This window comes from Rhizobium sp. 05L419 (assembly GCF_056397845.1).
Window position 1 is genome coordinate 1 of the sequence record NZ_JBFTOF010000005.1, and the last position, 25246, is coordinate 25246.

Consider the following 25246-nt stretch of genomic DNA (forward strand, 5'->3'; position numbering starts at 1 on the left):
CTACAAGGACGGCGCCTCCTCGCTGCTCGACGTGCTCGATGCCCAGCGTCAGGTCTCGCTCGCCCAGGCAAGCCTGGCCGCCTCCGTCCAGCAGATGGCCAAGGACTTCGTCTCCCTCAACGTCGCCATCGGCGGCGGATACAATCCGGRCGGACGGCCCACCGTCGCACCGCCAAAGGCAAGCTGAACACGCCAGAGACAAAGCCCGGCCAACGCGCCGGGCTTTTTTGTTTCTGCGTGCAAGGCGGAAACGGATAATTCGATCTCGACGTAAAATTGGATTCGACAAGGCCGATACGGTGATGTAGGCCTGATTAAACGATTAATCTACGCACGTCGGAAATCATGCCTCCAGCGCGACCGGGACCGAACCTGAGCAGGATAGCGACGTCGCTCGGCGTATCGGTCGCGACAGTTTCGAACGCGCTCTCCGGCAAAGGGCGTGTTTCGGAAAGCCTTGCCGAAAAGATCCGCGAGCATGCCACCGAACTGGGCTATATCCCAAGCCAGGCCGGACGGGCGCTCCGGACCGGCCGGAGCGGCGTGCTTGGCCTGGTCTTGCCCGACATTGCCAATCCTCTCTTCCCCAAACTCGCGCAGGCGATCGAATTTGCAGCCACAGCAGCCGGGTACGGCGTGCTTATTGCCGATTCGCGCGGCGATGTTGCCGCCCAGACCGAGGCTATCAACAGGCTCATCGAACGCGGCGTCGAAGGCATGGTGATCGTGCCGCGGCGGGCCACGCGCATCTCCTCGGCGAGTTGCCCGGTAGCGGTCATCGATACCGCATCGACGCCCGGCAACACGGTTGCCGCCGACCATTGGCAGGGCGGCCGGGATATCGCCGCGCACCTGGCAGAGCTCGGCCACAAGCGCATCCTGATCATCGGCAATAACCCCGAATCGAATGTCCAGAACGATCGTGCCGGCGGAATCCGCTCCGGACTGGTCGGCGGCATGCAATCTGCAACGCTCTGGATCGAGCGCCTTGAGCGAGATCGCGGCTGCGGCTGCAGCCTTGGGCTTGCCGAGAAGGTCCGCGAGGGCTTCACCGCCTTCGCAGCCCTTTCCGACCTGCAGGCACTGCGAGCCCTGACGGAACTTCAGCGCGACGGCATCGTGGTCCCCGGCATGGCAAGCGTCACGGGCTTCGACGATTTGATCTGGTCGCCCGTCGTCACGCCGGCCCTGACGACGGCGGCGATGGACATGGTCACCATTGCCGAGATCGCGATCTCCTCCCTGCTGAAGACCATTCAAACCAGCGGCAGCCGCGAAGGAACGCTCGTGACCGCGGAAATGGACCGGGTACCGATGCAGCTGATCGTCCGCCAATCCTCGGGTCCCGTAGACCCAAAGCAGATCCACTCTCTAACGGAGAATTCCTGACATGCAAAAGGCTCTCATCGCTTCGGCAGCGCTTCTCGCACTGTCGCCCCTCGCCGCAAGGGCTGAGGATAGGACGCTGACGATTTCTGTCTACGCCTTCGCGCAGGACGACTTCAAGACGATCGTCTACGATCCCTTCGAAGCGAAATGCGGCTGCAAGCTGGTCGTCGAGACCGGCAACAGCGTCGAGCGCCTGGCCAAGATGGAAGCCAACAAGGCCAATCCGGTGGTCGACATGGCGGTCGTTTCCATGGCGGACGCACTGCAGGCATCGCGCAAGGGCCTGATCGACAAGCTCGACACCACCAAGCTCAGCAACTTCGGCAAGCTCTACGACCTCGCCAAGGATCCCAATGGCGATGGCATGAGCGTCGGCTACACTTTCTATGCCACCTCGATCGCCTATCGCTCCGACAAGATGAAGATCGAATCCTGGGCCGATCTCCTGAAGCCCGAATACGTCGGCCACGTGGCCTTCCCGAACGTCACTACCAACCAGGGACCGCCGGCGCTCTATATGCTCGGCCTGGCACTCGGAAAGGATACGCCTGACCTGAAGGCTGCGATCGAGGCGCTCGGTGAAAAGAAGGACGACATCGTCACCTTCTACGAGAAATCCTCCCAGTTGGTGCAACTGATGCAGCAGGAGGAAATCTGGGCGGCTCCGATCGGCCGCTTCTCCTGGGCGGGTTTTACCAAGCTTGACATTCCCGTCGCGTGGGCAACACCGAAGGAAGGCCAGACGGGCGGCATGAACGTCATGATCATGACCAAGGGATCGAAGAACCAGGACCTTGCGCTGCAGTTCATGGATTTCTGGCTTTCGACCGACATCCAGACCAAGCTTGCCGAAAAGCTGGTCGACAGCCCAGCCAACAAGGACGTCAAGCTTTCCGAAGCAGCGGCCAACAATCTGACGTACGGCGAAGACACCGCCAAGAGCCTGAAACTCATTCCCTCTGCAGCGGCGCTCGACAACCGCGCCGGCTGGTTGAAGGAATGGAACGAAAAGGTCGGGCAATAAGCCCATAACCGGCTCCGGCTTCCGCCGGGGCCGCTCCTTGCGACCGCTGCGAAAGGCGCCTCATGTTTCAGAACCGCGCAGAAGCCCTGGCGCTCGCCCTGCCCGCGGCCTTGTTCGCCGCGATAGTTTTTCTGCTGCCCGTCGTCATCCTTCTGTCGGAAGGTTTCCACATCGACGGCGGCTGGACGCTCAGCGCTTATACCGGCTTCTTCTCAGAGCAGCTGAACCGCACGGTCTTCCTGCGGACCTTCAAGCTCGGCATTGAGGTGACCGCGGTCTCCGCGGTCATCGGCTATGCCGCCGCCTTTGCGATCGTCAACCTGCCGCCCAAGGGAAAGGGCCGGATGATCGGCCTCATCACCCTGCCGTTGATGATCTCGCCTGTTGCCCGCACCTATGCCTGGATCGTCATCCTCGGCCGCACCGGCATCGTCAACCAGGCAATCGTCGGGCTGGGCCTCAGCGACACCCCCCTGCGCCTGCTCTTCACCGAGACCGCCGTCTTCATCGGCCTGCTGCAGCTCTTCCTGCCGCTGATGATCCTGTCGCTGATCAGCGCGCTCGAAAACATGCCGAGGGACGCGATTCCCGCTGCGCGCGTGCTCGGCGCCAGCTGGTTCCAGGTGTTCTGGAAGGTCATCCTGCCGCTGACCCGCGAGGGCCTTGTCGTCGGCGGCACTCTCGTCTTCACCGGCTCGCTGACGGCCTATATCACCCCGGCTGTGCTCGGCGGATCCAAGGTCCTCATGCTGGAAACCTTGCTTTACCAGCAGGTCTCCGTCGCCAATGATTTCGTCGCGGCCAGCGTCATTGCGTTCATCCTGATCGTCATGAGCTTTGCCGCCAACATCCTGCTCAAGCGCCTCGCGACCGCGAGGAACAAGCGATGACCGCCCGTATTCTCTCACCACTCGTTCTCGGCCTGCTGCTGGTCTTCCTGATCGGCCCATTCCTGATCATCATTGCCGCTTCGCTCTCGGCGGGCGAAACGCTGGCCTTCCCGCCGCAGGGGCTGTCGTTGCGCTGGGTCTTCAAGGTCTTCACCATCGACAGTTTCCGCGACAGCTTCGCCATGTCGATGTTCCTGGCCATCGGTGGCACGCTGGCAGCTCTCATCCTCGGCATTCCCGCCGCCTACGCGCTCTCGCGCTACAAGCTCCCCTTCGGTGAATCGCTGCGCACGATCGTTTCGCTGCCGATCATCGTGCCGGGTATCATCGTCGGTCTTGCGCTGCTGCGCTATCTCGTCGTGCCCTTCGGCTTCAACATTACGCTTGCGCTGTTCTTCGCCCACACGGCACTCGTCCTCCCCTATGCCGTGCGCGTCGTCTCCGCGAGCCTCAACAACCTGCGTTCCGACATCGAGGAAGCCGCCGTGCTGCTCGGATCGTCGCGTCTCGGCGCCTTCTTCCGGGTGGTGATACCGAACATCCGCGGCGGCATTCTCGCCGCCTTCATCCTCGGCTTCGTCACCAGCTTCAATCAGGTTCCCGTCTCGCTCTTCCTCTCCGGCCCAGGCGTCCGCACGCTGCCGATCGACATGCTGGGCTATATGGAAACCACCTACGACCCGTCGATCGCAGCGCTCTCGGCGCTGCTCGCCTTCCTGTCCATCGGCATCGTCTTCATGGCCGAACGCTTCCTGGGATTCTCTCGCTATGTCTGACCGTTATCTTCAACTCGACAAGCTGACGCTCGCCTATGGCGATACTGTCGCGGTGAGGGATCTCGATCTGTCGATCGCCAAGGGCGAGCTGGTCGCCCTGCTCGGCCCCTCCGGATGCGGCAAGACGACGACCATGCGCTCGATTGCCGGCCTGATGCCCCCCACCTCCGGCCGCATCACGCTCGACGCCACCGATATCACCCGCGTGTCGGCCAACAGGCGCAATGTCGGCCTCGTCTTTCAGTCCTACGCCCTCTTTCCCCACCTCACGGTCTACGAAAACGTCGCATTCGGCCTGCGCCTCAAGGGTATCGCCGGCCAGGACCTCGATGCCAAAGTGAACGCCGGCATCAAATCGGTCGGCCTTGCCGGTTTTGCCGCCCGCAAGCCGGCCGAACTGTCCGGCGGCCAGCAACAGCGCGTGGCGCTCGCCCGCTCCATGGTGATGGAACCGAAAGTGTTGCTGCTTGATGAGCCGCTCTCCAATCTCGATGCCCGGCTCCGTCTTGAAATGCGCGCCGAGCTGCAGCGCGTCCAGAAGGAAACCGGCGTCACCATGATCTTCGTCACCCACGACCAGATCGAAGCGCTGGCGCTCGCCGACCGGATCGTCGTGATGCTGAACGGCGGCATCGAACAGATCGGCACACCGGAAGAAATCTACAACAAGCCGGTCTCAGCCTTCGTCGCCGATTTCGTCGGCTTCGAGAATGTCTTTGCGCTGGAGAACGGAAAGCTCGCGACGCCGAACGGCCTCGTCGACCTTTCCGCTCCGGCGCCGCAGGCCGCAAAGGGCCTGGCCTGGCGTCCGCGCATGGTGATCCTTGGTTCAGGTCCTTTCCAGGGCACCGTGCGCGGCACCTCGTTTGCCGGCAATACCCGTGAATATCTGCTCGACACACCGCTCGGCCCGATCAAGGCAGAAGTCGAGGCGGAACGGCCGACGCAGGCGATCGGCTCGGAACTCAGCTTCGATCTGCCGCTCCCTGCCGCAGCAACCCTCTCTCGCTACAGGTAACATCATGGGCGTCTGGATCGACACCGACATGGGCTTCGACGACATCGCCGCCATTCTGGTGGTGATGCATGCGAAGCTCGACATATCAGGCGTCTCGCTGGTTTTCGGCAATACGCCGCTGCCGCAGGTGCGGGCCAACGCCGCTGGGGCGGCCAAGGCATTCGGATGGACCTTTCCGCTGCACATCGGCCGGGCCGCGCCCGTGTTGGGAGAGCTGGAGACGGCGCAAGCGATTCTTGGCGAAACCGGCATTCCGACGGCAGGAAAGAGCCTGCCCGAAGCGCCTCCTCTCCCCGAAAGCGACGCCTTTTCAGCCCTCTGCCGCTGGCTGGAGGAAGACGGCCCTCACCGCATTCTGGCGCTCGGCCCCTTGACCAACATTGCAGCCCTTGCGCTCGCGCGGCCCGACCTCGCAGGGCGCATCACCGAACTCACCTGGATGGGCGGCGGCGTGACGGCAGGCAATCATACCGCCTCCGCAGAGTTCAACGCACTTGCCGATCCGGAAGCCCTGGCGATCGTCATCGCCCACGGCCTGCCGCTGCGCATGATCGATCTCGACCTTTGCCGCAAGGTGATTGCAACGCCTGACGATATCGATCCGCTGCGCAAGGCCGGCGGTGCCAATGCCGAACTGCTGGCCGACATCTTCGCGGGCTATATCGCGATCGCCACGAGCCGCGGCCGTGCCGGCATGGCGATCTACGACCCCTCCGCCGCTGTCGCCTTCGTGACACCTGATCTCCTTGGCTTCCGGCCTGCGCGGATCGACGTCGAGCTGCACGGCCGCTTGACGCGCGGCCGCACCGTCGTCGAGACGCGAGCCAGCCACGCCGCCTTCAACGCGGAATACGCCGTCGATATCGATGTCCCCGCAGCCCGCGGCATCATCCTTCACGCATTGATCAGCGAGGCCGGCAAATGAGCGGAACCCATCCGATGGACCTCGACGATCCCGTGCTTCGCGCCCGCGCCGTCGCCGCCGCACGCGGCGACGCGCCGTTCGACGTCCTGATCGCCGGCGGTCGTCTGCTTGACGTGGTCACCGGTCTTGTCCGCGCGGCCGACATCGGGCTTGTCGGCCCCTTGATCGCCAGCGTTCATCCGCCCGCCAGCCGCACGGACGCGGCTGAAATTGTCGAAGCCGCCGGCACGATCATCACACCGGGCCTGATCGACACGCATATGCACATCGAAAGCTCGATGGTAACGCCTGCGGAATATGCCTTGGCCGTGCTGCCGCGCGGCGTCACGACGATCGTCTGGGATCCGCATGAGTTTGGCAACGTGCATGGTCTCGACGGCGTGCGCTGGGCAATCGAGGCATCGCGGGGCCTGCCTCTCCGGGTGATCCTGCTCGCCCCTTCCTGTGTGCCATCGGCACCCGGGCTCGAGGTGGCCGGCGCCGATTTCGATGCCTCGGTGATCGCCCAAATGCTCCACTGGCCCGAAATCGGCGGGGTGGCGGAAGTGATGAACATGCGCGGCGTCATCGACGGCGATCCGCGCATGACCGCGATCGTCAATGCCGGCCTGGTCTCCGGCAAGCTCGTCTGCGGGCACGCGCGCGGCCTCGATGGCTCCGATCTCAACGCCTTCATGGCGGCGGGAATTTCCTCCGACCACGAGCTGACATCGAGCGCGGATCTGCTCCAGAAGCTCGCCGCCGGGCTGACGATCGAGCTTCGCGGCTCGCACGATCACCTGCTTCAGGAATTCGTTGCGGCTCTGAATGGCATCGGCCACTTGCCATCGACGGTCACGCTCTGCACCGACGACGTCTTCCCCGATGAGCTGCAAGACGGCGGCGGTCTCGACGACGTCATGCGCCGCCTAGTGCGCTATGGCATGAAACCGGAATGGGCCGTGCGCGCTGCGACCTTCAACGCGGCCCAGCGATTGAAGCGCGCCGACCTCGGTCTTGTCGCAGCCGGCCGCCGCGCCGATATCGTGCTCTTCAAGGATCTCGCTGATTTCGAGACGCGTGCGGTTTTTGCCAATGGTCGCGCGGTATCGGAAAACGGCAGGGTGGATATCGACATCCCCTCTTTCGATGGCGCACCGCTTCGCAGGTCCGTCAAGCTCCCCGCTCTTGTGGAAAACGACTTCCGCGTGCGGGCTGAAGGTGACCGCGTGCGGGTGGCGACCATCGACTGTCCGCGCTTTACCCGATGGGGCGAGGCAGAAACAGTCGTTGAGGACGGTTTCGTCGTGCCGCCTGCGGGCAGCGCCATGATTGCCGTTGCCCATCGCCACGGAATGACCGACGGACGACCGCGTGTGGGCTTCCTGACAGGCTGGGGTAGCTGGCGCGGCGCCTTCTGCACCACCGTTTCGCATGACAGCCACAACCTCACCGTCTTCGGCGGCAACGCGCGCGACATGGCCGTTGCGGCAAACGCCGTCATATTGGCCGGAGGCGGGATGGCGGTCGCCAAGGATGGAGAGATCAAGGCGATCCTGCCGCTGCCGCTCTCCGGGCTCGTCACGGAGGCGCCGCTGCAGGACACGGCAGCGGGTTTTCGCAAGATCCGCAAGGCGATGGAAACGATTGTCGACTGGAAGCCGCCATACCTCGTGTTCAAGGCCTGTTTCGGCGCAACGCTCGCCTGCAACGTCGGCCCGCACCAGACCGACCGGGGCATCGCCGATGTCCTGACGGGAAAGGTGCTTCAAAGCCCCGTTCTGGAAATTCTGTAGTTTGGGGCATGGTGTGGGCGCATTAGCGCTGCACGCGCCAATCCCTCACCCTTCCGCCCGCAACTCGCGCTCAACGAGGCGCGTCCAGAACGCCACGCCGGGGCCGATGGCCTCGTCGTTGAAATCGTAGGCCGTGTTGTGATGCAAGGCGCCGTCGACCGCCGGCCCGTTGCCGAGCCAGACATAGCAACCCGGCCTATTCTGGCCGAAGAAGGCGAAATCATCGCCCGCCGTCGAAGGCGCAAAGCTTGTCCGCGCCTTCTCGCCGAACACGTCGGCCGCAGCGCCCAGAGCACGCTCGGTCGCATCCCGATCGTTGACGACAGGCGGAATGCGCCGCTCGAACCTGTAGTCGGCCGCAATGGCGAACATCGCAGCCGTGCCCTGCGCAAGCCGGCCGATCTCTTCTTCGAGCTGGTCGCGCACCTCCGGTGAGTAGGCGCGCGCCGTGCCCCCGATCTCGACGATGTCGGGAATGACGTTCAGCGCCTTCGGATCGCCCGCCTGCACCGAGCAGGCGCTGACAACAGCCGGCTGCAGCGGATCGACGATACGGCCGACGATCGTCTGCAGCGACGACAGGAATATCCCCGCCGCCGTGATCGGATCGCGGCCCAGATGCGGCTTGGCGCCGTGCGTGCCCGTGCCGCGGAACGTCAGGCGCCAGCTGTCGGAAGAGGCAAGTTGCGGCCCCTCGACGACCGCGATCTCGTCCACGCCAAGTCCCGGCATGTTATGCAGCCCGTAGACGGCGTCGCAGGGAAAGAGGCCAAACAGCCCGTCCTCGACCATCCGCTTCGCCCCGCCCCTGCCCTCTTCGGCAGGTTGGAAGATGAAGTGCACGGTGCCGGAGAAACCGCGGGTCGCGGCCAGGTGTCGCGCAGCGCCGAGAAGCATCGCCGTATGGCCGTCATGGCCGCAGGCATGCATCTTGCCTGATACCTTGGATTTATACGGCCGGTCGGCCATTTCAGGCATGGCAAGCGCATCCATGTCGGCGCGAAGGCCGATCGTGCGCATGCCGTTGCCGACCTGCAGCGTGCCGACGATGCCGGTGCCGCCGAGCCCGCGATGCACCCTCAGTCCCGCTTCTTCCAGAAGCCTGGCGACAATACCGCTCGTGCGCTCCTCCTCGAAACCGAGTTCGGGGTGCGCATGCAAATCGCGCCGAAGCGAGGTCAAAAAGGGCAGATCGTTCTCGATCCCTGCGGGAATGCGCATGAGCCTGGACGTCCTGTAAATGCAAGCGGGCGCCAGAACGACGCCCGCACTATGCTCTCGTTTATTCAGCAAAAGCGCCTGGAATTCAACCTTGGCCATGGAACGGCGTGCCCTTGCCCGCAATCTCTGTCCTCTGGAGCCCAACGCAACCGCTTGATCGTTCCTCTCAGCATCGGCCCGCGCCGTTCTTGACACCAGTCTGGTCCGAATGGCGTAATAGCACCAACGCGAGAGAGCTTCCCATGAGCGATGACCAGATCCCTGCCGACAGCAAGCTGACGACGTCGAAGCGCCGTTGGGCCACCGAGGGCAAGTTCCTGACCGGACGCATCAGCCGCCCGCAAGCAGACCGCCTGCCGCCGGGGCAGCATCTTGTCAGGAACTGGCCGGTCCTCGATCTCGGCCAGCAGCCGATCGTTTCCACCGATACCTGGCGGCTGGAGGTTCGCGGGCTGGTCGAAACCCCGCTCGACCTCACCTGGGCTGCCTTTCAGGCGCTCGAGCAGAGCACCAAAATCTCCGACATTCACTGCGTCACGACATGGTCGCGCTACGAAAATAATTGGAAGGGCGTATCCACCCGCGACCTTCTCGATCACGCGATGCCGAAGCCCGAAGCGACGCATGTCATGCTGACCAGCTACGACGGTTACACGACCAATCTTCCGCTCGCCGATTTCGCCGCCGAGGATGCGATCCTTGCCACCGCCTGGGAGGGCCAGCCGCTGACACGGGACCACGGCGGACCGATGCGCCTTGTGGTGCCGCATCTCTATTTCTGGAAGAGCGCGAAATGGCTACGCCGCATCGATCTCATCCCTGCCGATGCCGCCGGCTTCTGGGAGAAGAACGGCTATCACATGTATGGCGACCCCTGGCGCGAACAGCGCTATTCGCACGATGGATGAGCCGCCTTGGCGGATGCGGCAAGCCGCAGAAACATCAATCCGTCCGGTTTTGAGATCTCGATAGCGGCGCTGCCCTTCGGATCGCCCATCGAAGGCCGATGAGCCCGAAACCCAAGAGCGCCCCCATCGCCGTCAATGATGCCATGCTCGCGGCGTGTGTCGGGACATCGCTCCAACGCGGGCGAACGACGTCGGCCGTGTTGAACGCCTCGCCGCTGAACTCGCAGGTGATCAGCGCCAGTCCCCGCAGCACCATGCCGGCGTCGATCGACGAGATGATCTCGCCGGCCACAGCCGCCTCGCGCGGCATCCCGCGCATCTGAAGCAACACAGCCTTGGTCGCCGCGAGATAGGCGTGCGAGCACTCGTTAAAGGGGCTCGTCTCGTCCGTCACGCCGCCCGGCATCTTCCCCCAGAAGCAATAGGCATATTGAATTTGCGCGTAGTTCAGAACGCGCCGAAACGGCTCGTTCGTGTCGGTCGCGGCGGAGGCAAGGTCGATGATCCGGTCGCGGTACTGCGCCATCATGATCATTTCGCCATGCGAGATTTCCGCAATGGCGATCCCGGTATGCGGCCCGCCGGCCGTGCGCTGGTGTGCAGAGGCTTCAGCCGCCGCAAACGGCAGCAGGGACATGCAGGTGGCCAGAGCCAGAATCGCGTTTCGCATGAACACAGCGGCGCAAGGCTCCGGATGAAATCCGGAGCCCTCCTTTTCATTTCAGTGGAAGACCGGGGCGTGTGTGCGAGCACTCGCGCCGGCGCCCAGCCTGCGTTCCGCAAGAGCGCCGAAGACCAGCCCGAGCACTGCCCAGAGGATCACGTGCATGCCGATCGAGGTCGTGCGGAAGCGCCACAGCACCATTGCCGAATAATTCTCCGGCACTTCGTTGATCGGCGGCAGCAGATACTGCACGAGCCCGATGAACACGACATAGGCAAGCCCGGCCGCAATGGCGCCGTTCCAGGCGCCCAGGCGCGGCGCAAGGCGACGCGCGAGAACGATTGCCGCAACCAGCGCTGCGATGGAAACGACGATCATCAGGAAGAAGAGCTCGGTCCTCACGCCGATCGTATCCGGGTTGCCGACTGCGGGCGGATTGGCAGGGTACTTGATATTGGGCACCAGCACGACGGCCACGAAAGCAGCGATCGAGATGACGGCCGAGGTTGCCCGCGCGCTCAGGCTGCTGAACCGCCCCTGGACGAACGCGAAGACCAGCGCGAAAAGCCCGCCGATCGCTATGCTGTAGGCCATGACGCCGGTAAAGAGGCCGATGCCGGCCTGGGTTGCACGGCTGACCAGCTCGGGTTCAGCTGCCTCGCCGGCTGCCTGGGCAGCGGCCTCTTCGAAGCCAATCGCCTGATCCACAAGCGGCTCACCAAAAGTATGTGCGAAGGCAAACACCAGGACGCCGGCAATCAGGCCCGCAAGCATGCCGCGAAGCAAAAGTTTTCCAACCATGTCGTGAACTCCCTTAGTGGCAGGGGAAGCCGAGGAGGTGTCGGCCGTCATGCACGAATTCGTGCACATACATGCCGTTAAAGAGCGCCATCGCGCCTTCTTCGGTACCGACAAAATAGATGGCGATCAGCATCAGCAGGCCGCCGAAGATCGCCCACGGCAAAATCTCGCCAACCGGGATCGGGGCCGGCGCGCCGACGGGCGCGAAAGTGGTGTCAGACATGTATTCCTCCTGGAATGACGCGTTCAGTCGAGAATGGTTGCGTGGTAGGGTCTGACTTCCAGTTTGAGGTATCCTCATTCTGGTCACAGTGGCGCGACCGCACCGGAATTTCACCGGCTTCCAAACCTACAACATCACCGTTATAGCTGCGGTCTTGGACCTGTCAACGAGACTTCATAAACCACAGGCTTATCCCCCCGCAGATCCGGAGACGACCACCGTGATGACACGCCTCACCTGGATCTGCCACGGCGCAACTGCCGCCAATCGCCAAGCGCGCTTTGCGTGCGACGAGCCGCTGGAAGAGAATGCCCGTTCCGAAGCGATGGCGCTCGCAATGCAAATGCCGCGCGCCGACAGGATTTTCTCCAGTCCTGCCCTGCGCGCCCGGGAGACCGCTCAGGCACTCAACCTCTCCTTTGAACCGGCCCCGCTTCTTGCCGAGTGCGACTATGGTCGCTGGGCCGGCCTGTCGATCGCCACGCTGCAGCAGTCCGAGCCGGACGGGCTGGTCGCCTGGATGACGCGGCCGCAGGAAGCCCCGCATGGCGGAGAGACCCTCGCGGCGCTGCACAAGCGCGTGGCGCTCTGGATGAAGGACCAGCACCGCCTCGGCGGGCACACGATCGCCGTAAGCCATGCTGCTGTTATCAGAGCAGCGATCGTTACGGCGCTGCAGGCCCCGATTTCGTCGTTCTGGCATGTCGATATCGAACCGCTGGCGACCGTCCGCATGACAAGCAACGGCTCTCGCTGGTCGCTGCGCTTCGACCAGCCCTAGCAACCCGCGCTCGCTTTCCCGCTCGATACATCAGACCAGCCTTGCGCAAGGTAATTGCGCGATAGCTAATCTGCCCGGCTCGTCCGGGCTGCATTCCTTCGCCAAGGAGGTTCAACCATGCCTTATGACTGGAGTGGCGCACGAGCAAGGCGCGTACGCCTCATGCGATTGAGCAGCGCCGTCATTCTTCTCTTCCTCGTCGTCAGCGCCTCCCTGCTGATGCGACGCTAAGCAACGGGCGAGCGTTCCGCGCTTGCCCGTCATTGCTGATGTATATGAGGGTGCGCTTATAAGTGGGTCGCGATAACTAGAAATCGCCCTCTGGTTTCAACGAACATTTCAGATTTCGCTGCTATATCCAGCCCCGGGTGGAGATGGAGTGAAGCATGCCGGTATTCTTCCGGAGCAGGGCCGGGCGGCAATGCCTCTTGCTTGTGGCGCTTGGAGTGGCGCTATGGGGCATAGGCGCTATGCTGGAGTTCGGAGACTGGCTGGCCGCATTCGTCAGCGCATTTGATCGCTACGGCGCCGACAAGCTCGTGCTCGCCCTCGCCGTCGGCGGAACGATGAGCTTTGTCTATTCGGTGCTGCGTATCGCCGAACTCCGCAGGGAAATGGAGTTGCGCGCCAAGGCAGAAGCCAGGGCCGACTGGACCGCCACGCACGACCATCTGACGAAGCTGCCAAACCGCTATGCTTTCGAGCGCAAGGTTCTGCTCAAGGCGCCCGCAGATCCCGACGCGATCAGTGAAGACTGGGAACGCAACGTCACGATTTTCTGCGTTGATCTCGACGGCTTCAAGAAGGTCAACGACCTCATCGGCCACAACGGCGGCGACGCACTGTTGATTGAAGTCTCCAAGCGGATCTGCGCGATCGGCCGCGCCGACTGCGTCTACCGCTTCGGCGGCGACGAGTTCATCATTGTCGCAACGGGGCTTTCGGACCAGCACGAGGATCGTTTCGCACGGCTGCTGATCCAGGCGGTTACGCGCCCGGTCTATATAGACGGCTCGGCCGTCGAGGTGGGCGCGAGTGTCGGCTATGACCGCTGGGCGCAGGACAGCGAGCCGCTCGAGCATGCCGCTCACCGATCCGATCTTGCCATGTATGAGGCCAAGTCCCGCGGACCGAACCACTACCTGGCATTCCAGGCCTCTATGCGAGACAAGGTGGCGCTGCGTGCGTCGCTCGAAGCAAAGCTGCGCATTGCGATACAGAAGAAATCGATCCAACCCTTCTACCAGCCCTTGATCGACCTGAAGACCAGCAACGTCTGCGGCTTCGAGGCTCTTGCCCGCTGGACGGATGACGACGGTGCAAGCATCTCGCCGCTGGTCTTCATCGGAATTGCGGAAGAGACCGGCTTGATCACCGTTCTTTTCGAGGATCTGCTGGCACAAGCCTGCCGGGACGCGCTGGCCTGGGACGATCATCTCACACTGTCTTTCAATGTCTCTCCGGTCCAGATGGAGGATCGGCTGCTGACGGCGCGCATCTTCAAGGCACTCACGGCAAGCGGCCTGCCCGCCCACCGCCTCGAAATAGAAATCACCGAGAATGCGCTGATCCAAGATCCGGCGAGTGCTGCTGCAATCCTTGAGGAGCTTCACCGCGCAGGCGTGCAGATCGCGCTTGACGATTTTGGCACCGGCTATTCCAGTCTCGCCCAGCTTGCCCGCTATCGATTTGATAAGATCAAGATCGACAAGAGTTTCATCGCAACCTACCGCGATGACGAGCGACAGGAAAAAATCGTGCGCGCCATGCTGGGCCTCGGCCGCAGCCTCAACATCCAGACGACGGCAGAAGGCATCGAGGAACAGCGGCAGCTCAGCCATTTGATTCAGCTGGGCTGCGATGTCGGCCAGGGCTACCTGTTCGGCCGGCCCATGCCGGCGAACGAGACCCTCTCCTTCCTTGCGAACCGCGACCAGGCTTTGGCCACAGGCTGACGACGCCGGACGAACTCATCCTCCGCGCGTATGCGACATCAGCTATTTGTGATGGAACCTTTTCCAGAGCGACGACGTTGTTGCGTCGGGTCCTGAGGACGGAACCGTCCCCGGAAGCGCTTTGGCTTGACGCCAGCGCTGCCACCCAATGGTCGGCGTTTCCACCTCCCGATCGCCACAATGAGCAGACTGTATCCTAGTCACGAGAGGGATCTACATCATGAATGTCCGTATCTTTACTGCCTCAGCAGCATTTGCCATGCTGGCAGGCACCGTGTCGGCTGCCGACATCGTCGCCGAGACGCCTCCGGCACCGGTTGAACAGGCAGCACCGGTCTTCACGTGGAGCGGCCCCTATCTTGGCCTGCAGGGCGGCGGTGCCTGGGGCAACGGTGACTTCTCCGGCGTAGGCTCGGAGAACCTCAACGGCGGCCTCCTCGGCGGGTTCGTGGGCTACAACTGGCAGCTCGACAACAGCATCGTCCTGGGTGTTGAAGGCGACGCGTCCTACAACTGGAATGAGCAAACCGTCGGTCTAAATGACTACAAGTTCGACACGACAGGTTCTGTTCGCGCCCGCGTCGGCTATGCGTTCGACCGCGCCCTCTTCTACGGCGCCGCCGGCTGGACCGGCGCAAAAGGACACGTGGACACGCCGGTCGGCAGCGACAGTGCGACGTTTTCGGGCTGGACGGTCGGCGCCGGCCTCGATTACGCCTTTACCGACAACGTCTTCGGGCGGGTCGAGTACCGCTATAACGACTATGGCAGCAAGGACCTCATGGGCGTCGACACCGACTTCAACCAGAACGTGGTAGGCGTCGGCATCGGCGTCAAATTCTGACCGCAGCCCACAAGCCGACCCGTATCAGTGGGAGCACGAAAAGCCCGGACGCTTCCGGGCTTTTCTCTTATTGGCAGATCGCGCGTGCTAATAGCTGCACGGGCGGTCGTTGTTGAACCCAAGCGGGCATGCCGAGTTCAATGGCAGGTTTCGATCCTGTTGATTGCTTGTCGACGTGCAGGCCGACGCGACGAGCGCAAGACCGACCAGCGCCCCAGCCATCACCAATCTTCGAAATTGGTTCATCTGAACGTCTCCTTCGGAGGTTGGCGCGAGAGCCACGCCGCTGCTACAGTGAAATGCCGCTGCTACCGGGAAATGCCCGCTGCTACCGGGAAACAATGGAGCGCCTGGAATAGTTCAACCGCAGCGCCATCACCGTGATCAATGATGTGTTGCGTTGCCGTCGACATCATCCGCCACCGAGTTGAAACCGCTGCGCGAGGATAGGAAATCATGACATCCTGTCAATGTCCGGTCTTGACGCTACCCTGCCGAAGTCAGCTGTCGGCCCATATTTGGACTTTGCGACCTGCTCAATTCCGCTGCAAGGCCAAGTGCAAGCCCAGCCCTACGAGTATGGTGCCCCCCATTCGTTGAACGAGTTTCTGTAGCGCACCGGATTGCTTCAATCTCGCAACAATCAGCCCCGCAAGCAGTACACACACGACATCGGCGAACGTGAAAATGGCGTTCACCACCGTTCCGAGGATAGCAAGCTGTACCCAAACTGGGAAACTGGCGGCGCTATCCACGAACTGCGGAAGGAAAGCCATGAAGAAGATCGCTGTCTTAGGGTTCAAGGCCTCAACGGTAACGCTCTCAATGAACGCCTTCCGCGCTGACTTTGCCAGTTTGGGGGACAAGTCGCCTGCGTCTGCATGTCTTGTTCGAAAGAGGGAGATCCCAAGCCAGATAAGGTAGATCGCCCCTGCAAGCTTGACGAGCATATACGCCACCGGGACCGCATGAAAAAGTACGGACAACCCTGCCGCTGCTGCGACAATGTGGATGTATGCCCCAATGTGGATGCCCAACACCGCCATAAATCCCGCTCGTCGACCACCCGCCATAGTGCGAGCCGCCGCATAGAGCATGGCCGGTCCCGGAACAAAAGCGAAGACCGTGGTGGTGATGACGAATGCAAACAGGATTTCCAAAGTTGGCATCCGGCGATCCCCTTTTCTTGCGCGCAGGAACTGCAGAATAAAGGCTTTCGCCGCCCGTGCAATGTCCGGTGTCGGCGGCGCTTTGCGTACATCAGTCAACGTCGCCTATCGGCGCGCCCATTGCGGACATGGAACGTGTCGCAAAATTCCCTCGCAAAATGCGGACTTCTGGAAGGGAGTTTTGCGACAGAAATTGTTCTTGAAGATCAAGGCGTCGGGTTCTGCATCAAAAATCAGGAATTTCTGCGACGCTCTATCGAGTAACCTCTATTGGCATCGCAGAGCCGCGCGCCGACAGTTCGGCCAGGATAAGCGAAAGCGTACCGGCAATGAAGAGACCGCAGGCCAGATTAAGAGGCGTGCCGTCATAGAAGCGGCCCATCGTGACCGCAAAAACCGTGGCGACAAGGCTGGAACCGGCGGCGATCAGCGAGGCGGCCAATCCCGCCACCTCCCCCAGCGGGCGCATCGCCATGGCGTTGAGATTGCCGAAGAGTATTCCAATCGCGAAGAAGGCTCCATAGGTCAGCGCCAGAAGGAACGTGAGCGGCGGATGCTTGTCGAAGGCAATAACCGCAGAGAGCATCGCCAGCCCCGCCAGCATCAGGCCGAGAAATCCGGCGCGGGCCATAGCATCCATGCCGAAGCGTTGCACGAGCCGGGCATTGAGGAACGAGGCCAGCCCGATACCGGTAGCCAGCATGGCGAAATAGAGCGGAAAGGTCTCCGCGATCCCGTAGGCATCCAAGAAAAGGTCGGCGGCAGTGCTCAGATAAAGAAGCTGCGCCCCAAAAACGAGGCCGGTGGCGAGGATAAGCAGCGTCACGCGACGATTGGTGAGAATGCTCTGCGCGTTGCGGAACAGCAGCCTTGGGCGAAAGGCGATCCGCCGCTCCGGTGGTAGGGTTTCCGGCTGGCGTAGCATCAGCCAGAGGCCGAGCAGAGTGGCGAACACGAGGTAGAAGATAAAGACGCTGCGCCATCCTGCGGTAGTGATGACGGCTTGTGCCAAGGCTGGCGCCAGCATCGGTACGAGAATAAACAGCGTGAACATAAAGGACATGACACGGGCCATGGCGTCACCTTCAAATTGGTCCCGAATCATCGCTCGTGTCGCAATCTTCGGGCCGGACACCCCGACCCCCTGAAGGAACCGCCCAAAGATCACCATTTCCAGCGAGCCCGCCAGCATGGCAACGACTGTCCCGATCGCATAGACGCTGAGGCCGAGGACCAGCGCCTTCTTTCGGCCCAGCGCATCAGAAAGCGGCCCCAGCAGCAATTCCCCGAACGCCATGCCGAAGATGAACAGTGATATGATGTGCTGCGTAGATAATGGCGGTGAAACGCCGACATCGGCTCCAATTGCCCGCAGACCCGGCAAGAGTGCGTCTATGCTAATAGAAGTCAGCGAAGTAAGCAGGGCGTAGAGCAGAATACGCTCACGGAAGCTGATTGATGTTGTCGTTAGATTGATATCCAAAAAAATGCCTCGCGACGTCTATCGCATATATCCCAATTAAATCGACACTTGTTTTTCTGACTTTTGCGACGTTGCAGAATAGGGAGTTTTGCGGCAGCCGCAATGACCGCAATTGGCGCGCGAGCTGCCTAACCCATCACATGATAATGGGGCGCTGGGGTCGGCTGTCGGCGCTAAGCGGAAATTGTGGAGCACAGGTCGGAGACGGCCGCTTTGCGCCGCCCATGTCGGCCGTAGAAGTCGATCTTGACGTTGCCCGGAAGCAGACATCTCCTGTGACCGCGCTGTACGTGGCGTCGCGACGAGCCTCCGAGCACGTCTCAGAAACGCGATCAAAGGTTGTGGGCTGTTAAATGTTTACAGCTTTGCGCATCCCCTCGCTTTCGTGGCTCTAGATCTCGTGCAGGCAATCCTGAGTCAGCCGAGCGTTGGCTGCCACCGGCCCTGCCACCGAGACTATGTTTGCCATCCGCCTCGTTTCGTGGCGGCCTTCTCGCAGCCGGATTCTGGCCGCGTGTTTGGAACTAATGACAGGCGAGACTGTTTCAGCTGTGACTTTGGCATGACGCTGACGTGCCCTCCTGGCTGGGTAAGCCTCGTTTTTGAGGAGACTCGCATCATGAAGATTTCGTCCAGATTTCGTTCAGTCGCGGCTGCGGTTATCGCTGCAGCAGGAATCAGCTTTGCCGGCTCCGCGCTTGCCGACAGCGGTACGATCAGCTTCTCAGTCTACAAGGCTGCCTTCTTTGTCGGTGGTTCTGGAGGCGAGGGCACGCTGACCTTCCATGGTCGCCGCTATCCCATCTCTGTCGGCGGCATCTCGGGCGGCCTCGCCTTCGGGGTTTCTAAGACCTATTTCCATGGTACCGTTCGCCACATTCGCCGCGCCCGAGATGTGACGGGGGTCTACGGTGCGGCGGGCGGTGGCGGCGCGCTCGGCAAAGGGGCCCAGGTGATCGTCATGACCAATGACAAGGGCGCCCAACTCGAGCTCTCAGGCAAGCAGGTAGGCCTGCAAGTCAACGCCGATCTTAGCGGTATTGCCATCACGGTGAAGTAAGCGCCGTCGCTCCGTTCGTCGTCGCTGCAGTCGGCCCACTACGCTGAATGCAAAGGTCGGCTTTCAGCGCTACCATCTAGGAAGCGGCCGTTCCACTGTCGGCCCAAATCGGCCAACGCGCTGTGTAGCGCGAATGACCGCTGTTGGCGCGTTCCTGCCGAAGCGCTGGTCCGCAGTCGGCCCGAAGCTGCCATTCGCTAGTCGCGGGAAACGTCTTCGTTGCAGGAATTAGGATTTGCATACGAAACCTCTCCACTTGCAATTCGATCCAAATTTTCGATCAGCCGCGTCAGTAGATCGAGAAGTTGTACCGCTTCCGCATCCGTGAATCCGATCAATGACTCGCGATTGCCTTGGAACAGGGTCGCAATTGCCTCAGGCATGCGTTCCTGTGCGGTCTTTGTAAGCACGATGCGGCTGCTGCGACCGTCAGCCGGGTCGCGTGTCCGATGTATTAAGCCATCCCTCTCCATGCGAGCGAGCATTTGGGCCATTGGTGGTTGCTCTACCTTGGCGAAGCGGGCGAGTTCCCGCTGCGTGCTTGCGTTGCCATTTTGCAGCGCGATCAACACAGGCAGCTGGCCGACACCGAAACCGAGCGGTTTAAGGCGTGATTCGCTAAGACGGGCGAACCCCCGCGCTGCAAGACTGATGAGATGCCCGGGCGTAGAGAGCACGTCTTTGTCCATTCAGCTTCCCCTTGTCTGCGCTTGACCAAGATATACATATGCACATATATATCTGTGCGCGGCATAAGACAATGGCGCTTCGCTGCCGCCGAGCTAGTCTTTCAATGGAGCCGATATGTCGAAAAATGACGTCGAAATGATCAAGCGCATCTATCACAGCTTCAACGCGAGAGACATCGACGGTGTCCTTACCGTGCTTTCCGATGATGTTGCTTGGGCCAACGGCATGGATGGAGGCCACGTTCATGGTCGTGAAGCTGTGCGTGAATATTGGACACATCAGTGGGCGGTCGTTAGTCCACACGTTGACCCGGTAGCATTCGAAAAAACGGAAGATGGTGCAGTAGCTGTCCAGGTAATCCAGTCAGTATTTGACCTCAATGGTCAGCCGCTAGTCGGGCAAACCCATGGCCTGAAGGACAAGACCGTGACGCATATCTTCCGCATGGAAGGCGATAAGATCGTTCGCTTCGATATCCAGGAGGCCTTGTGACTATCGTACTAACGATGCGGGGAATGACCGCTTGTGGCGGATATTGTTGAAAAAGTCCAAAATCGGGGCTCGCCGAAAAGCCCGCATTTCGCGATTTGAGCGAATGTTGCCGTTCGCTGCTATCCCAACCGTGCTACACGTCTCAGACGCTGCTTGATCGCGAAATTAGGAGATCCCCCACGTCAATTTTCGGTGTGGGCCTCAACGGCCCGCCAAAAAATCAGATGCTACAGAAAGCCGAGTTTTTCAACAATATCGGCGCTTTCCGGAAACGGCGTTCCGCCTTCGGCCCACTGCAGACATCCTGCACTCTCACTGGGTGATTTGCCCAGCGTCGGCCTGAGACGCCATGAAGGGGTCATCACGCACCGACTGCACGAGGAAATCGAGAACGGTTCGGACACGCAACGGCATATTTCGACGCGAGAGATAGACTACGTTGATGGGTAGGCGCGCCGGCGGAAGGTCCGGCATAAGTCGCACCAGCCGTCCGCTGTCGATGTCGGGACCCACGAGGATGTGCGAGAGCACGGCAAGGCCGCTTCCCGCCAGGGCCGCCCGATGAACGGCGACGGAATTGTTGGCCATGAGGCGTGGCGATATCTGCAGGTGCTCTTCTTCGGCGCCGTTGGAAAACGACCACGTCCTTTTTTCGCCCGCGCGGCTGTAGCAGATACACTCATGGGAACTGATTTCGTTCAGCGTATGGGGTGCGCTACGCGTTTGCAGATAGGAGGGCGCAGCAACGAGGAAGGCTGTTGTCCAACCGATGTTTCGGCACATAAGGCTGTTGTCGCGGACCTGTCCGATCCGCACCTCAAGGTCGATGCCTTCTCCGACCAGGTCCGACGCTTCCTCGCGCAAGATCAACTCCACCGACAGTCGGGGATGGGCGCTTAGAAGTTCATTGATACGGTCGCTCATGTAGATTCCAAGCGGTGCCGGGAGGCTAAGCCTTACTTTCCCCGATGCCGTCGCCCCTTCCGAGCAGTTGCTATCGCCCAGAGCCTCAACCGCCTCGATCACTCTCAACGCCATTGGAATGGTCCGCTCGCCCTCGGCCGTCAGCGCAATTGCACTGGTGGTGCGGTGTATAAGCCTGAGATTGAGATGTGCTTCCAGGGCGGAGACCTGTCGCGAGACGGCCGGCTGGCTCAAACCGAGGTCGACAGCCGCCGCCGAGAAGGAACGGGTTTCGGCCACCCGCAGGAACGTTCTCAACGCTGACACGACGTCCATCACCATCTCCTCATACTATTCGACATAAGCCTTATGTCAGAACCATAGACGCAAGGGGCTTTACTGTCCAGAAATTACGGATATCTTCTATCCATAAGGACATCAATTGTCCTTAATTGAAGGAGAAAAAAGTGACACAGCGCATCAATTACGCCCAGCAATCACCCGAACTTTTCAAGAGGCTGCTGGACCTCAGCATGGCTACCGCCGAAAGCGTGATCGAGCAGAAGACCCACGACCTCGTGAACATTCGCGCCTCGCAGATCAATGGCTGCGGGTTCTGCCTCGACATGCATGTCAAGGAAGCAAAGATTCACGGCGAGAGCGAACTCCGTCTCTACCATGTCGCCATCTGGCGCGAATCCAATCTGTTCGCGCCTCGCGAACGCGCGGCGCTTGCCTGGACGGAAGCAGTCACGAAGCTGCCCGAAGGCGGCATTCCGGACGAGCTCTACGAGCGCGTACGCGGCCAGCTATCGGAGAAGGAAATCTCCGACTTGACCTTCGCGATCATGACGATCAACGCCTGGAATCGCGCCAGCGTCGCTTTCAAGGCCGTACCGGGCTCGGCGGACAAGCTCTACGGCCTCGACAAGGCCGGGCTGAACTAACTTCCCGATCCTTCGCCAGGAAATCTGAATTTGGACGCAGTCGTATCGCGGCTGCGAATGGAGACCCATTGTGAAAATCGTCATCATCGGTGGAACCGGCCTCATCGGTTCGAAGACTGTCGAACGACTGCGCGGCAAGAACCACGAGGTGATTGCAGCGTCGCCAAACACCGGGGTCAACACGATCACCGGCGAAGGTCTGGCCGAAGTACTCTTGGGCACCGAGGTCGTGCTCGATCTCGCCAACTCGCCGTCATTCGAAGACAAGGCCGTGCTGGAATTCTTCGAGACGTCCGGCCGCAATCTCCTGGCGGCGGAAAAGGTCGCAGGCGTAAAGCATCACATCGCGCTTTCCGTCGTCGGCACCGAGCGCCTGCAGGAAAGCGGCTATTTCCGTGGCAAGCTGGCCCAGGAAAAGTTGATCAAGGCTGGCACTATTCCGTACACGATCGTTCATTCGACCCAGTTCATGGAATTCCTCGGCGGCATCGTCCAGTCCAGCACGGTTGGCGATCATGTCCATCTTTCGCCCGCTTTCGTTCAGCCGATTGCATCCGATGACGTGGCAGACGTCATGGCCGAAGTGGCACTGGCTGCTCCCGTTAACGGCACGATCGAAATCGCAGGCCCGGAACGGTCGCGTCTGAGCAATCTCGTCGCCCGCTACCTGAAAGCCATCGGCGATGCCCGCGCGGTCGAGGTCGATCCGGAAGCCCGTTATTTCGGAGCGCGACTGGATGACGGCTCGCTCGTCTCCGACAACGATCCTCACCTTGGCACGATCACCTTCAAACAGTGGTTTGCCACAACGCCACGCAAGTAATCCCCGACGCAAGGTCGGACACATGAAAGGAATATCGAGATGATGAAGTCCATCTTGTCTGCACTGGTATTCGCCGCCCTGTTACCCGGCATGGCCGCGGCTCACGACGCGGCGGCAGGCAATGCCTCCAAGGTCACGCTGGTTTTCCAGCACGAATTGCCAAATGTTCCCGGCAAGAGCATGAAGGGCGTTCTGGTCGAATACGGACCGGGCGGCTTTTCCGAGGCGCATACGCATCCGGAGTCAGCGTTCATTTATGCGACGGTGCTGGAAGGCTCGATCCGAAGCCAGGTCAACGATGGCCCGGTCACGGTCTACAAGGCCGGCGAGAACTTCGCCGAGATGCCGGGCGATCGTCATGGTGTGAGCGAGAACGGCAGCAAGACCGAGCCCGCGAAGCTGTTGGCGGTGTTTGTGGTCGATACGAACCAGATAGACCTGACGTTCCCGATCAAGAAGTGAAGACAGGAAGGACCGGATGCGGACGCCTCCGGTCCTTCACATCTTGTCGCCATCTCACCGAGGCAGGTCCCATGCTCAATCACTCCACCGTTCTTGCCCTCGTGGCCGTCGATGCGCTTGGAGTGCTTGGCGTCATCGTTTGGCGTCTTCAAGGTCGCCAAAGGCCAACGGCGCGGCTGGTGGTCCAGATCGCTTTCTTTACGGCGATGACGACAGCCATGGTGTCGAGTGGCATCATGCCGTATCGCGCCTACGGAGCCGGGGCCGCAGGCGGAAGTTTTCTAGGTGCGTCGGCACTCGTTCTCTGGTGGGTTCACTTGGCTTGGGCGGCCATTGGTTTCGTACGCCTCTACATCGTCCTCGATCGCCGCCCGCAGGAGGCAAGGCTTTTTCAGGACCTGATCGTCGCCGCCGTCTATCTTGGCGTCACCCTTTCGATCGTCGGCTTGGTGTTCGGCGCTCCGATCGGCACATTGATTGCCACATCCGGTGTGGTCGCCATCATTTTCGGCCTCGCGCTGCAGAATACGCTGGGTGACCTGTTTTCCGGGGTTGCGCTGACGCTGGGACGGCCGTTTTCCATTGGAGACTGGATTCAGCTTGGCGACGGAACAGAGGGCCGTGTCGTCGAAAATAACTGGCGCTCGACCCACGTTCTCACGCCAGCCCACAATATCGTGGTTCTTCCCAACAGCGCCCTAGCGAAAGTTGGATTGACCAATCTGACGCGCCCGGACGAGACCCATCTGATCGTTCTGCCGCTGCGGATCGCTGCGACGCAGCGCCCATCGCTCGTCCAGGAGACGATCCTGACAGCATTGCAGACCTGCCAGTGCATCGTTCAAAATCCCGTGCCAATCGTCGCCCTCAAGAGCGTGGACGCGATCGCCATCGAGATCGAACTCCTGTTCAGGGTGACCAGCCCGGCCCAACGCACGCCCGCCAGAAATGAAGTCATCGATGCCGTCTATCAGCAGTGTGCCGCAAACGGTCTGGCATTCGCGCCGCCGCCGCAGAGCTTAATTCATTGGGTAGCGGGAGACCCTGGCGATCAAACAGCGCCTTCAGGTGCTCAGCGGCTATCCCGCGCGCTTTAGCACCCACTGGAAAGTGCCACTCCAGATTTGCGGCAGAATGTCCTTCTCAAGCGCCTGTCCAAGGTCGGCAAGTGTTACGCTCCGCAGCTTGCTACGCCAGGCATCGTCCGCCTCCCACATGACGCGCGCGATGGCGCACGGGCCAGCCTCACAATAGCCTTCGGGACGACATGGATTGTTGGCGCGGATGTTGTTGCACACGAAGGTTCGTCCATTGCCTTCGACGGCCTCGACGATATCCAGAAACGACATCTCGGCAGGCTTCTTCGCCAGCCGATATCCTCCAGAGGGGCCGAGTGTCGTGTGTACCAGCCCTGCTTGCGACAGGCTTTGCAATGCTTTCGAAAGATATTCTTTGGGGAGACCATGCAGCTCCGCCAAAGCCTTGGTCGACAAATAGCGGCCTTCGGGCAGACCCGAGAGGATGGCGCAACAGTGTAGCGCCCACTCGACCTGACTTTTCAAGATCATTGTTCTAACCGACATTCAACTGCGTTAAATAAGGATATACGATATCCGTATTCGGACGGCATGTAAATCGAGAAACCGCCGTACAAGTCCAACCAAAGACGCCGTGCACCTGTCTTTTAAGTTGCAAAAGTGCATCACGATAAATTTTGCTGCCCGAACAACTTTCGTCGCTTTTGCGTCTTTGCTATCGCTTTGGTTGAAGAGCATTGGCATCCAGAGGTTCATTTTGCCCAAGTAAGTCCCGGTCTCAATCCAGTTTCACCCATACACCCGGCGACGCAGGTTTGTCGTTGTGTAGTTGTGTTCATCGGGTGGCGGCATGAGACCGGTTTGGCATCGTTTCATGTGCCATTTGCAGCCCCGCTGCAAAAGCTCTTCAGCCACCCGAGAAACGCCATACCGCGCCCAAAGGGCATTCTCACGCACCCATCTTGGTGAACTTCCGAACGGAAGAC

At 61.0% G+C, this 25246-nt stretch carries 27 protein-coding genes and 1 pseudogene; 18 read left to right on the forward strand and 10 right to left on the reverse strand.

The window, feature by feature from the left end:
- From AC1DMK_RS07845 to AC1DMK_RS07880, 8 genes and pseudogenes are all read left to right on the forward strand, one after another.
- Positions 1-187 (forward strand): annotated as a pseudogene (locus tag AC1DMK_RS07845) (efflux transporter outer membrane subunit); the annotation flags it as partial.
- 158 nt (positions 188-345) lie between these two features.
- Positions 346-1389 (forward strand): LacI family DNA-binding transcriptional regulator, encoded by a 1044-nt coding sequence (locus AC1DMK_RS07850; RefSeq protein ID WP_037068681.1) that lies wholly within the window; start codon positions 346-348, stop codon positions 1387-1389.
- 1 nt (position 1390) lies between these two features.
- Positions 1391-2413 carry a polyamine ABC transporter substrate-binding protein gene (locus tag AC1DMK_RS07855; protein WP_037068682.1) on the forward strand — a complete coding sequence of 341 codons (1023 nt, stop codon included), beginning with the start codon at positions 1391-1393 and terminating at the stop codon, positions 2411-2413.
- 62 nt (positions 2414-2475) lie between these two features.
- Positions 2476-3303 (forward strand): ABC transporter permease, encoded by an 828-nt coding sequence (locus tag AC1DMK_RS07860; protein WP_477858154.1) that lies wholly within the window; start codon positions 2476-2478, stop codon positions 3301-3303.
- Positions 3300-4079, forward strand: coding sequence for an ABC transporter permease (locus AC1DMK_RS07865; RefSeq protein ID WP_477858156.1), 780 nt, complete (start codon positions 3300-3302; stop codon positions 4077-4079). The genes AC1DMK_RS07860 and AC1DMK_RS07865 overlap by 4 nt, the downstream gene beginning before the upstream one ends.
- Positions 4072-5097, forward strand: a complete 1026-nt coding sequence (locus tag AC1DMK_RS07870) for an ABC transporter ATP-binding protein (RefSeq protein ID WP_477858157.1) — start codon at positions 4072-4074, stop codon at positions 5095-5097. The genes AC1DMK_RS07865 and AC1DMK_RS07870 overlap by 8 nt, the downstream gene beginning before the upstream one ends.
- A gap of 4 nt (positions 5098-5101) precedes the next feature.
- Positions 5102-6022: a nucleoside hydrolase gene (locus AC1DMK_RS07875; RefSeq protein ID WP_477858159.1), complete on the forward strand. Its 921-nt coding sequence runs from the start codon at positions 5102-5104 to the stop codon at positions 6020-6022.
- On the forward strand, positions 6019-7797 hold the full coding sequence (locus tag AC1DMK_RS07880; protein WP_477858161.1) for an adenine deaminase: 1779 nt from the start codon (positions 6019-6021) through the stop codon (positions 7795-7797). Before AC1DMK_RS07875 ends, AC1DMK_RS07880 begins: the two co-directional genes overlap by 4 nt.
- Before the next feature lie 45 nt (positions 7798-7842).
- Here the strand turns inward: AC1DMK_RS07880 and AC1DMK_RS07885 are convergent, their stop codons facing one another.
- Positions 7843-9018: a M20 aminoacylase family protein gene (locus AC1DMK_RS07885; protein WP_477858163.1), complete on the reverse strand. Its 1176-nt coding sequence runs from the start codon at positions 9016-9018 to the stop codon at positions 7843-7845.
- A 242-nt stretch (positions 9019-9260) separates the two neighbouring features.
- Between AC1DMK_RS07885 and AC1DMK_RS07890 the strand changes: the two genes are divergently transcribed.
- Positions 9261-9926 carry a sulfite oxidase-like oxidoreductase gene (locus tag AC1DMK_RS07890; RefSeq protein ID WP_037068691.1) on the forward strand — a complete coding sequence of 222 codons (666 nt, stop codon included), beginning with the start codon at positions 9261-9263 and terminating at the stop codon, positions 9924-9926.
- A 34-nt stretch (positions 9927-9960) separates the two neighbouring features.
- Here AC1DMK_RS07890 and AC1DMK_RS07895 read toward each other — a convergent pair whose 3' ends face one another.
- The 3 genes from AC1DMK_RS07895 to AC1DMK_RS07905 all read right to left on the reverse strand — a co-directional run bounded on the left by AC1DMK_RS07895 (position 9961) and on the right by AC1DMK_RS07905 (position 11614).
- Positions 9961-10563, reverse strand: coding sequence for a hypothetical protein (locus AC1DMK_RS07895; protein ID WP_477858165.1), 603 nt, complete (start codon positions 10561-10563; stop codon positions 9961-9963).
- An 84-nt stretch (positions 10564-10647) separates the two neighbouring features.
- Positions 10648-11391, reverse strand: coding sequence for a CbtA family protein (locus AC1DMK_RS07900; protein WP_477858167.1), 744 nt, complete (start codon positions 11389-11391; stop codon positions 10648-10650).
- A gap of 13 nt (positions 11392-11404) precedes the next feature.
- Positions 11405-11614 carry a CbtB domain-containing protein gene (locus AC1DMK_RS07905; protein WP_037068695.1) on the reverse strand — a complete coding sequence of 70 codons (210 nt, stop codon included), beginning with the start codon at positions 11612-11614 and terminating at the stop codon, positions 11405-11407.
- A gap of 220 nt (positions 11615-11834) precedes the next feature.
- Here AC1DMK_RS07905 and AC1DMK_RS07910 point away from each other — a divergent pair, with 220 nt between their 5' ends.
- From AC1DMK_RS07910 to AC1DMK_RS07920, 3 genes are all read left to right on the forward strand, one after another.
- Positions 11835-12395, forward strand: coding sequence for a histidine phosphatase family protein (locus AC1DMK_RS07910; protein ID WP_080725695.1), 561 nt, complete (start codon positions 11835-11837; stop codon positions 12393-12395).
- Positions 12396-12781: 386 nt separating this feature from the next.
- Positions 12782-14350: a putative bifunctional diguanylate cyclase/phosphodiesterase gene (locus AC1DMK_RS07915; RefSeq protein WP_477858170.1), complete on the forward strand. Its 1569-nt coding sequence runs from the start codon at positions 12782-12784 to the stop codon at positions 14348-14350.
- A gap of 220 nt (positions 14351-14570) precedes the next feature.
- Complete coding sequence (locus AC1DMK_RS07920; RefSeq protein ID WP_037068700.1) at positions 14571-15194, forward strand: outer membrane protein; 624 nt, start codon at positions 14571-14573, stop codon at positions 15192-15194.
- An 87-nt stretch (positions 15195-15281) separates the two neighbouring features.
- Here the strand turns inward: AC1DMK_RS07920 and AC1DMK_RS07925 are convergent, their stop codons facing one another.
- From AC1DMK_RS07925 to AC1DMK_RS07935, 3 genes are all read right to left on the reverse strand, one after another.
- On the reverse strand, positions 15282-15440 hold the full coding sequence (locus AC1DMK_RS07925; RefSeq protein ID WP_196246844.1) for a hypothetical protein: 159 nt from the start codon (positions 15438-15440) through the stop codon (positions 15282-15284).
- 290 nt (positions 15441-15730) lie between these two features.
- Positions 15731-16363: a LysE family translocator gene (locus tag AC1DMK_RS07930; RefSeq protein ID WP_477858594.1), complete on the reverse strand. Its 633-nt coding sequence runs from the start codon at positions 16361-16363 to the stop codon at positions 15731-15733.
- A 253-nt stretch (positions 16364-16616) separates the two neighbouring features.
- On the reverse strand, positions 16617-17846 hold the full coding sequence (locus AC1DMK_RS07935; protein ID WP_477858171.1) for a multidrug effflux MFS transporter: 1230 nt from the start codon (positions 17844-17846) through the stop codon (positions 16617-16619).
- A 619-nt stretch (positions 17847-18465) separates the two neighbouring features.
- Here AC1DMK_RS07935 and AC1DMK_RS07940 point away from each other — a divergent pair.
- Positions 18466-18906 (forward strand): hypothetical protein, encoded by a 441-nt coding sequence (locus AC1DMK_RS07940; protein ID WP_477858173.1) that lies wholly within the window; start codon positions 18466-18468, stop codon positions 18904-18906.
- 197 nt (positions 18907-19103) lie between these two features.
- Here the strand turns inward: AC1DMK_RS07940 and AC1DMK_RS07945 are convergent, their stop codons facing one another.
- Positions 19104-19595 (reverse strand): MarR family winged helix-turn-helix transcriptional regulator, encoded by a 492-nt coding sequence (locus AC1DMK_RS07945; protein WP_477858175.1) that lies wholly within the window; start codon positions 19593-19595, stop codon positions 19104-19106.
- Positions 19596-19710: 115 nt separating this feature from the next.
- Here AC1DMK_RS07945 and AC1DMK_RS07950 point away from each other — a divergent pair, with 115 nt between their 5' ends.
- Complete coding sequence (locus AC1DMK_RS07950) at positions 19711-20088, forward strand: nuclear transport factor 2 family protein (protein ID WP_477858177.1); 378 nt, start codon at positions 19711-19713, stop codon at positions 20086-20088.
- 312 nt (positions 20089-20400) lie between these two features.
- Here AC1DMK_RS07950 and AC1DMK_RS07955 read toward each other — a convergent pair whose 3' ends face one another.
- Positions 20401-21327: a LysR family transcriptional regulator gene (locus tag AC1DMK_RS07955; protein ID WP_037068829.1), complete on the reverse strand. Its 927-nt coding sequence runs from the start codon at positions 21325-21327 to the stop codon at positions 20401-20403.
- Positions 21328-21458: 131 nt separating this feature from the next.
- On the opposite strand from AC1DMK_RS07955, the gene AC1DMK_RS07960 reads away from it, so the two are divergent.
- From AC1DMK_RS07960 to AC1DMK_RS07975, 4 genes are all read left to right on the forward strand, one after another.
- Positions 21459-21938 carry a carboxymuconolactone decarboxylase family protein gene (locus AC1DMK_RS07960; protein ID WP_477858179.1) on the forward strand — a complete coding sequence of 160 codons (480 nt, stop codon included), beginning with the start codon at positions 21459-21461 and terminating at the stop codon, positions 21936-21938.
- A gap of 70 nt (positions 21939-22008) precedes the next feature.
- On the forward strand, positions 22009-22761 hold the full coding sequence (locus AC1DMK_RS07965) for an SDR family oxidoreductase (protein ID WP_477858181.1): 753 nt from the start codon (positions 22009-22011) through the stop codon (positions 22759-22761).
- A 39-nt stretch (positions 22762-22800) separates the two neighbouring features.
- On the forward strand, positions 22801-23223 hold the full coding sequence (locus AC1DMK_RS07970) for a cupin domain-containing protein (protein WP_477858183.1): 423 nt from the start codon (positions 22801-22803) through the stop codon (positions 23221-23223).
- A gap of 71 nt (positions 23224-23294) precedes the next feature.
- Positions 23295-24320: a mechanosensitive ion channel family protein gene (locus AC1DMK_RS07975; protein ID WP_477858185.1), complete on the forward strand. Its 1026-nt coding sequence runs from the start codon at positions 23295-23297 to the stop codon at positions 24318-24320.
- Here AC1DMK_RS07975 and AC1DMK_RS07980 read toward each other — a convergent pair.
- The gene (locus AC1DMK_RS07980; protein WP_037068840.1) at positions 24303-24791 is read right to left on the reverse strand and encodes an RrF2 family transcriptional regulator; all 489 of its coding nucleotides are present in this window, start codon (positions 24789-24791) and stop codon (positions 24303-24305) included. The two genes, AC1DMK_RS07975 and AC1DMK_RS07980, sit on opposite strands and share 18 nt — an antisense overlap.
- Between the last annotated feature and the right edge of the window lie 455 nt (positions 24792-25246).